This is a genomic window from Kitasatospora sp. NPDC093558, from assembly GCF_040683475.1.
Classification (GTDB): domain Bacteria; phylum Actinomycetota; class Actinomycetes; order Streptomycetales; family Streptomycetaceae; genus Kitasatospora.
This window is the reverse complement of sequence record NZ_JBFBDY010000302.1, coordinates 1-7,893: the sequence shown is the minus strand read 5'-3', so window position 1 is coordinate 7,893 and position 7,893 is coordinate 1. Positions and strand designations below refer to the sequence as shown.

The following is a 7,893-nucleotide window of genomic DNA, read 5'->3' as shown; positions in this document are numbered from 1 at the left end:
GGGCGGGCGCCCGCCCCCACCCCGCGGGCGGGGGGGGGGGGGGCGCGGGGGGGCGCCCCCCCCCCCCCGGCCGTGTTACGTACGCCGGTTCTCCTGCGCCGAGCTCCGGTGCACGCCCTCCCGGCGGGAGGGAGAGCGGTCAGTCGACCGCGCGCGTGAGGAGGGGATGCCTCCCTGCCTCAGCGCGAGTCGCTGCCCGCCGTCTCGATGGCGGCGCGGCCTGCCTCCAGGCGCGCCACCGGGATCCGGAAGGGGGAGCAGGACACGTAGTCCAGCCCCACCTCGTGGAAGAAGTGGACCGACTCCGGGTCGCCGCCGTGCTCGCCGCAGACGCCGAGCTTGAGGTCGGGGCGGGTGGCCCGGCCGGCCTCGACGGCGTGCTTGACGAGCGAGCCGACGCCGTCGCGGTCGATGGTCTCGAACGGGGAGACCCCGAAGATGCCCTTCTCCAGGTAGGCGGTGAAGAACGAGGCCTCGACGTCGTCCCGGGAGAAGCCCCACACCGTCTGGGTCAGGTCGTTGGTGCCGAAGGAGAAGAACTCGGCGGCCTCGGCGATCTGACCGGCGGTCACCGCGGCGCGCGGCAGCTCGATCATGGTGCCGAGCTTGATCTCCAGCGTGACGCCGGTGGACTGGGCGACCTCGGCGAGCACGCGCTCGCACTCGTCGCGGACCAGCTCCAGCTCCTGGACGGTGCCGACCAGCGGGATCATCACCTCGGGGCGCGGGTCCCCGCCGGCCAGCTTGCGCTCGGCGGCGGCCTCGGCGATGGCGCGGACCTGCATGCCGAACAGGCCGGGGATGACCAGGCCGAGGCGCACGCCGCGCAGGCCGAGCATCGGGTTCTGCTCGTGCAGCTTGTGCACCGCCTGGAGCAGGCGCAGGTCGTTCTCGTTCGGGTCCTTGCGGGCCTCGGCGAGGGCGACGCGCACCGACAGCTCGGTGATGTTCGGCAGGAACTCGTGCAGCGGCGGGTCGAGCAGGCGGACGGTGACCGGCAGGCCGTCCATCGCCTGGAAGAGCTCCAGGAAGTCGCCCTTCTGCAGCGGCAGGAGGGTGGAGAGGGCGAGCTCGCGGTCCTTGTCGTTGTCCGCGAGGATCAGGTGCTCGACCTCCTTGCGGCGCTCCTCGCCGAGGAACATGTGCTCGGTGCGGCACAGGCCGATGCCCTGGGCGCCGTAGCGGCGGGCGCGCCCGCCGTCCTCGGCGTTGTCGGCGTTGGCGCGCACGGCCAGGCGGCGGCGGCCGTCGGCGTGCGACATCAGCCGGTGGACGGCCTGGACGAGCCCGCCCTGGACGTCGGCGCCGGCGTGCAGCGTGCCCTCGAAGTACTCGACGACGGGGGACGGCAGGACCGGTACCTCGCCGAGGTAGACCTTGCCGCTGGCGCCGTCGATGGAGACGACGTCGCCCTCGTGGACCACCAGGCCGTCGGCGGTGGTGAACTTGCGGCCCTTGGTGTCGACCTCCAGCTCCTCGGCGCCGCAGACACAGGTCTTGCCCATGCCGCGGGCGACGACGGCGGCGTGCGAGGTCTTGCCGCCGCGCGAGGTGAGGATGCCCTCGGCGGCGATCATGCCGTCCAGGTCGTCCGGGTTGGTCTCGCGGCGGACCAGGATGACCTTCTCGCCGGAGCGGGACCACTTGACGGCGGTGTACGAGTCGAAGACGACCTTGCCGATCGCGGCGCCCGGCGAGGCGGCGAGGCCCCAGCCGATCTGCTTGGACTCGGCGGTCGGGGCGAAGCGCGGGAACATCAGCTGGGCCAGCTGGCCGCCGGTGACCCGCATGAGGGCCTCGTCCAGGTCGATCAGGCCCTGGTCGACGAGCTGGACGGCGATCCGGAAGGCGGCCGCGGCGGTGCGCTTGCCGACGCGGGTCTGGAGCATCCAGAGCTTGCCGCGCTCGATGGTGAACTCGATGTCGCAGAGGTCGCGGTAGTGGTTCTCGAGCTTCTGCATGATCGCCATGAGCTCGTCGTACGACTTCTTGTCGAGCTTCTCCAGCTCGGACAGCTGCAGGGTGTTGCGGATGCCGGCGACGACGTCCTCGCCCTGGGCGTTGGACAGGTAGTCGCCGTAGACGCCCTGCGCGCCGGTGGAGGGGTCGCGGGTGAAGGCGACACCGGTGCCGGAGTCCTCGCCGAGGTTGCCGAAGACCATGGTGCAGACGTTGACCGCCGTGCCGAGGTCGTTCGGGATGCGCTCCTGGCGGCGGTACAGCCGGGCGCGGTCGCCGTTCCAGGAGTGGAAGACGGCGTGGATGGCGAGGTCCATCTGCTCGCGCGGGTCCTGCGGGAAGGCCCGGCCGGTCTCGCGCTGGACGATGCCCTTGAACACCTCGACGAGTTCCCGGAGGTCGGAAGCGTCCAGGTCCAGGTCGTTGACGGTGCCCTTGGCGTGCTTGGCCTCGTCCAGGGCCTCCTCGAACAGCTCGCCGTCGACGCCCAGCACGGTCTTGCCGAACATCTGGACCAGGCGGCGGTAGGAGTCCCAGGCGAAGCGCTCGTTGCCGGACTGCGCGGCGAGGCCGGTCACCGAGGTGTCGGACAGGCCGATGTTGAGGACGGTGTCCATCATGCCGGGCATCGAGAACTTGGCACCCGAGCGGACGGAGACCAGCAGCGGGTTGTCGGCCTGGCCGAGCTTCTTGCCCATCTCCGCCTCGAGGGCGGCCAGGTGGGCGCTGATCTCCTCGTGCAGCGAGGTGGGCTCGCTGCCGGTCTCCAGGAAGACCTTGCAGGCCTCCGTGGTGATGGTGAACCCCGGAGGGACGGGGAGACCCAGGTTGGTCATCTCGGCCAGGTTCGCGCCCTTGCCGCCAAGAAGATCCTTGAGGTCCTTGTTTCCTTCGGTGAAGGAGTAAACAAACTTCTGGTGGGACGGCACGGGTCGGTCTCCTCGTACGCGGTTGCCCTGACGCCGGAGAACATACCCATTTCGAAGGTCTTTCTCTGCCCCCAATAGGCCGTACGAGGCCGGTAGCCAGGGGTAACCCGCTAGATCGAATGCGCGTAAAGGCGTTCACCTCTGTTGCTGAAATCGTCCGGCTGACGCTAGCAAGCCTTCAAGTCTCGAACGCAAGGAAACATGAAGATCACACGATCAGGACACTCGGTAGCAGGCAGTGGTCCACCGCGTTGCCCCGGCTTGATTTCCTGCACCCGGACGGCCGATCCACGGCCGGGCGGCTTCGGGAAGCGATCCACGGCCGATCTGGCCATTTCGTCCACTGACCCCATGTCAGTCCCGGCCGCATGTGGCAAGCGTCACCAGCGCGTCGGGCCGCCCGGACGTAGTCCGGCTCCGACGATCGTCGCACTCCGTCCAGCATCGTGCTCGCTGAGTCATGATCCACTGCCAAAAGGGAGCCCTCCTGTCCAGATTGGACAAGAGGGCTGGGCCCGGGCGCCCGACCCCCTGCGAGGGGGCATTTCGACGCTATGGACAGATCATCCGCCGGAGGTGTCCGATTCGGCATCCTCGCCCGGCCGGGCGCAGTCGTACGGATCGTCCAACCAGCCCTCGGGCAGGACCACCCGGTTGTTGCCGGCCGTCCGTCCGCGCGGGCCGTCGGCGCCGGCCGGCCAGGGCTGGGACTGCTCCACGAGGGCGAGGGTTTCGGCCAGTTCGGTGAGGGAGGAGGAGTTGGCCAGCCGCACCCGCAGCTCGGAGCCGACCGAGAAGCCCTTGGTGTACCAGGCGACGTGCTTACGGAAGTCGATCACACCGCGCGCCTCGTCGCCCAGCCACTCGCCGAGCAGCTGCGCGTGGCGCACCATCGCCGCGGCGACGTAGCCGAAGTCCGGGCGGGCGTAGTCGACGTCGCCCTCGAAGATCGAGACGAGGTCGCGGAACAGCCACGGACGGCCCAGGCAGCCGCGGCCCACCACGACACCGTCGCAGCCGGTCTCGCGCATCATCCGCAGGGCGTCGTCCGCCGACCAGATGTCCCCGTTGCCCAGCACCGGGACGTGCGCCGGGACGGACTCGCGCAGCCGGGCGATCGCCGACCAGTCGGCCGTCCCGCCGTAGTGCTGGGCGGCGGTGCGCCCGTGCAGGGCGATCGCGGCCACGCCCTCCTCGGCGCCGATCCGGCCGGCGTCCAGGTAGGTGAGGTGGTCGTCGTCGATGCCCTTGCGCATCTTCATGGTCACCGGCAGGTCGCCCGCGTTGGCGACGGCCTCGCGCAGGATCTCGCGCAGCAGGTTGCGCTTGTACGGCAGCGCGGAGCCGCCGCCCTTGCGGGTCACCTTGGGGACGGGGCAGCCGAAGTTGAGGTCGATGTGGTCGGCCAGGCCCTCGTCCGAGATCATCCGGGCGGCCTTGCCGACGGTCACCGGGTCCACGCCGTACAGCTGGATCGAGCGCGGCTTCTCGCTCGGGTCGAACTTGATCAGCTGCATGGTCTTGGCGTTGCGCTCCACCAGCGCCCGGGTGGTGATCATCTCCGAGACGTACAGGCCCTTGCCGCCGCTCTGCTCGCGGCACAGGGTGCGGAACGGCGCGTTCGTGATACCGGCCATCGGCGCCAGCACGACGGGCGGCCAGACCTGGATCGGGCCGAGGTCGAGCGGCGCGAACTCAGGGCCCATCTCCAGACTCCCGTCTGCCGGGCGGCGCCGGGGCACGCGCCTCGCCGCGTTGTCGTCGGTCGCCGATACTCCGCATGGACTCGCTCCTCCGCCTTGCGATGCACGCACCCCAACGCCGCCCGGCCCGCCCTCCGGGCGGACGACGGGAGTCTGGAGATGGGCCCTGGTGCTGGTCGCGGTGGGTGCGGGCGTGGCTGTCATGCGCGGCTGACCTCGGGAGCGGGGGGGACGGGACTCTCCATTGTCCCCCACTCGGCTCAGGCGCTTCGGCCGTCGTCCCGGCCGTCGGCTCAGCCGTCCCGTCAGTCGTCCTCGCGGTAGCCGATCCGCAGCGAGCCCGACACGACCGAGGCGTGGAGGCTGTCCGGGCTGGAGGCGTCGGCCAGGGTCGGGTCGATGCTGCGGCTGCCCGAGCCGACCTGCCCGCTGAAGGCGTACCGGCTGTCCTTCGGGACCGTCATCGTCGCCGAGCCCGAGACGGTGCTCAGGTCCACGGCGTGCGGGGCCTTCGTGAAGTCCAGCTCCACCGAGCCCGAGGTGCTGCTCGCCTCCACCCGGGCCGAGGTGAGCTCGGTGCCCTGCACCATGCCGGAGGTGGTCTTGGTGTGGACCTCGCCGGAGAGGCGGTGCAGGTACAGCGCCCCGGAGGTCGCGTCCAGCCGGACCTCGCCGCTCAGGTCGGCCACGTCGACGCTGCCCGAGTCCACCGAGCCGGACACCTCGGTGCCCCGCGGCACGTCCAGCTCGATCTCGGCGCCGCAGCCGAAGAACGGCAACGGCTGCCGGCAGGCGACCCCGACGACCAGGACGTCGCCCTCGACGGCGGTCGAGACCTGCGGCGCGCGGAACGTGTAGTTCAGGTTCCTGCGGACCACGACCCGGCCCTCCCGGCCCGCCCTGACCCGCACCGACGCGCTGCCCGTGGCCAGCTGGAGCTTGCGGACGACGACGTGCTCGTACGTCTTCTCCTCGGTCGTCTGCCGGTTGGCCACCAGGCCCAGGGTCTGCGACGCGCCCATGACGACCACGAACGCGACGGTCAGCGCGCCGATCGTCCGCCAGGGCGCCGCCCGGAGCGGTGCCGCGGGCCGGGTCTCCCCCGTACCGTCCGCCATGGCTACCCGACCTCCAGGAAGCGCAGCACGGCCATCACCCGGCGGTGGCTGTCGTCGGCCGGCGGGAGGTCGAGCTTGGTGAAGATCGAGTTGATGTGCTTGGCCACCGCGCTGTCGCTGACCACCAGGGACGCGGCGATCGCGGCGTTCGAGCGGCCCTCGGCCATCAGGGCGAGGACGTCCCGCTCGCGCGGCGTCAGCTTCTCCAGCGGGTCCCGGTGGCGGCGCACCAGCAGCTGCGCGACGACCTCCGGGTCCAGCGCGGTGCCGCCCTCGGCGACCCGTTGGAGGGCGTCGAGGAAGTCGTCGACGTTGGCCACGCGCTGCTTGAGCAGGTAGCCGACGCCACTGGTGTTGGTGGACAGCAGGTCGGCGGCGTAGCGCTCCTCGACGAACTGGGAGAGGAGGAGGACGGCCACCTCCGGCCACTGCCGGCGGATGATCATCGCGGCCTTCACGCCCTCGTCGTGGAAGCCGGGCGGCATCCGCACGTCGGCGACCACCACGTCGGGGCGGTGCTCCTCCACGGCGAGCAGCAGGGCCTCGGCGTCGCCGACCTCGGCCACGACCTCGAAGCTCACCGCCTCCAGCAGCTTGACCAGCCCGACCCTCAGCAGGACCGAATCCTCGGCGATCACAGCGCGCACGGCAACTCCACGGTGAGTGTGGTGGGACCCCCGAGGGGGCTGAGAACGGACAGCGTGCCGTCGACGGAGGCGGCGCGCTGGCGCAGACCGGTGAGCCCGCTGCCGCGCGCCGGGTCGGCGCCGCCGACGCCGTCGTCGCTGACGACCAGGCGCAGCCTGCCCCCGGCCGTCCGCACCGACACGTCGACGCTCTTGGCGCGGGCGTGCTTGGCCACGTTGGTGAGCGCCTCGGAGACGGTGAAGTAGGCGACCGCCTCGACCGTCGGGGCGATCCGCTCGGCCAGTTCGACGTCCAGGCGCACCGGCAGCGGGGCGCGGGCGGCGATGCCGGACAGCGCCGCGTCCAGGCCGCGGTCCTCCAGGACCGCCGGGTGCAGGCCGCGGACCAGGTCGCGCAGCTCGTCGATGGCCGCCTGGGCCTCCTCGTGCGCGGCGACGATCACCGCCATGGCGTCCGGCGGGACGTCCTTGAGGGTGCGCCGGGCCAGGCCGAGGTTCATCGCGAGGGAGGTGAGGCGCTGCTGGGCGCCGTCGTGCAGGTCGCGCTCGATCCGGCGGCGCTCGGCGTCGACCGCGTCGACCAGGCCGGCCCGGCTCTCGGCGATCTCCTCGACGCGGCGCTCCAGCGTCTCCGCCCGGTTCGGGCCGAGCAGCTTCCGCGCGACGCCGGTCTCCAGCCAGGCGGTCACCGAGGCCAGCCAGGGCATCGCCACCAGCAGGAGCACGCCGGCGGCCGTCAGCACCACGTCCGTCCCGGCCAGTTGCCAGCGCAGCGGGGTGTCGGCCGGCATCATCCACACCCAGCCGTACAGGGTGGCCAGCACCAGGCCGGCGCCCCAGCACCACACGACGCACAGCGAGGCGAGCGCGAGGAGCGGGCCGACGAACAGGTGGTAGCCGACCTGACGCCAGTTCACCCCGGCGCGCAGGTAGGTCAGCGGGCGGCCCCGGACGGTCGCGCCCGGCGGGGGCGGGACGTCCACCCCGGCGAGGGCACGCAGCCGGCCGCGCTGGACGACGGTGAGCGGGCGGGCGAGGACCACGACCAGGGCCGTGACCGGGAACAGCAGCGTCGGCTCGGTGACGGCGAGCCAGACCGGTGCCGCCAGGGGGATCCCGGCGGCTATCAGGCGGGTGTCCCGCCAGGCCTCCGCCGACCACGGGGGCCGCCGCAGGCTCCTGACGAGCGCTCGGCGCAACGTGGTGGAGGGCATGGCGGACAGCGTAGAGGCCCGTGATCACCGGGTGCCATGAAGGGGTGTGCAGAACCGGGGTGTAGCTAGGTACACCCCGGATTCGGGGTGGTGCACTACCGACAGCGGGGTGGTCGCGGCGGGAGGCTTTGGGGCATGACGAGCACCGCATCGCATTCCGCCACTCCGCCGCACGGGCGGCCCGTCCCCGGGGACCACGGGGGTGTTCCCGGGGACGCGCTCCGCCACGCGCCGGAGCCGGACGGGACGCTGCCGGCCGGGACCGGGCCCTGGTCGGTGCGCAGCGTGCGCGCCGGCCGCGGCCGGGCCGCGCTGGGGGTGTT

The 7,893-nt window shown here is 72.0% G+C and carries 6 protein-coding genes; 1 reads left to right on the top strand and 5 read right to left on the bottom strand.

The features are described 5' to 3' along the window. Window positions 1-179 precede the first annotated feature (179 nt). The 5 genes from ppdK to AB0O00_RS24320 all read right to left on the bottom strand — a co-directional run bounded on the left by ppdK (window position 180) and on the right by AB0O00_RS24320 (window position 7,570). Window positions 180-2,888: a pyruvate, phosphate dikinase gene (gene ppdK / locus AB0O00_RS24340; RefSeq protein WP_363655082.1), complete on the bottom strand. Its 2,709-nt coding sequence runs from the start codon at window positions 2,886-2,888 to the stop codon at window positions 180-182. A 563-nt stretch (window positions 2,889-3,451) separates the two neighbouring features. Continuing rightward, complete coding sequence (dusB, locus tag AB0O00_RS24335; RefSeq protein ID WP_363655080.1) at window positions 3,452-4,594, bottom strand: tRNA dihydrouridine synthase DusB; 1,143 nt, start codon at window positions 4,592-4,594, stop codon at window positions 3,452-3,454. Between the two features lie 302 nt (window positions 4,595-4,896). After that, a complete protein-coding gene (locus AB0O00_RS24330; protein ID WP_363655078.1) occupies window positions 4,897-5,709 on the bottom strand; it encodes a DUF4097 family beta strand repeat-containing protein in 813 nt (270 codons plus the stop codon). Between the two features lie 2 nt (window positions 5,710-5,711). After that, on the bottom strand, window positions 5,712-6,356 hold the full coding sequence (locus tag AB0O00_RS24325) for a response regulator transcription factor (protein ID WP_363655076.1): 645 nt from the start codon (window positions 6,354-6,356) through the stop codon (window positions 5,712-5,714). Then, a complete protein-coding gene (locus tag AB0O00_RS24320; RefSeq protein WP_363655074.1) occupies window positions 6,344-7,570 on the bottom strand; it encodes a sensor histidine kinase in 1,227 nt (408 codons plus the stop codon). The genes AB0O00_RS24325 and AB0O00_RS24320 overlap by 13 nt, the downstream gene beginning before the upstream one ends. A gap of 135 nt (window positions 7,571-7,705) precedes the next feature. Here AB0O00_RS24320 and AB0O00_RS24315 point away from each other — a divergent pair. After that, window positions 7,706-7,893 (top strand): hypothetical protein (locus AB0O00_RS24315; protein ID WP_363655073.1); only part of this gene is annotated, 188 nt, incomplete at its 3' end.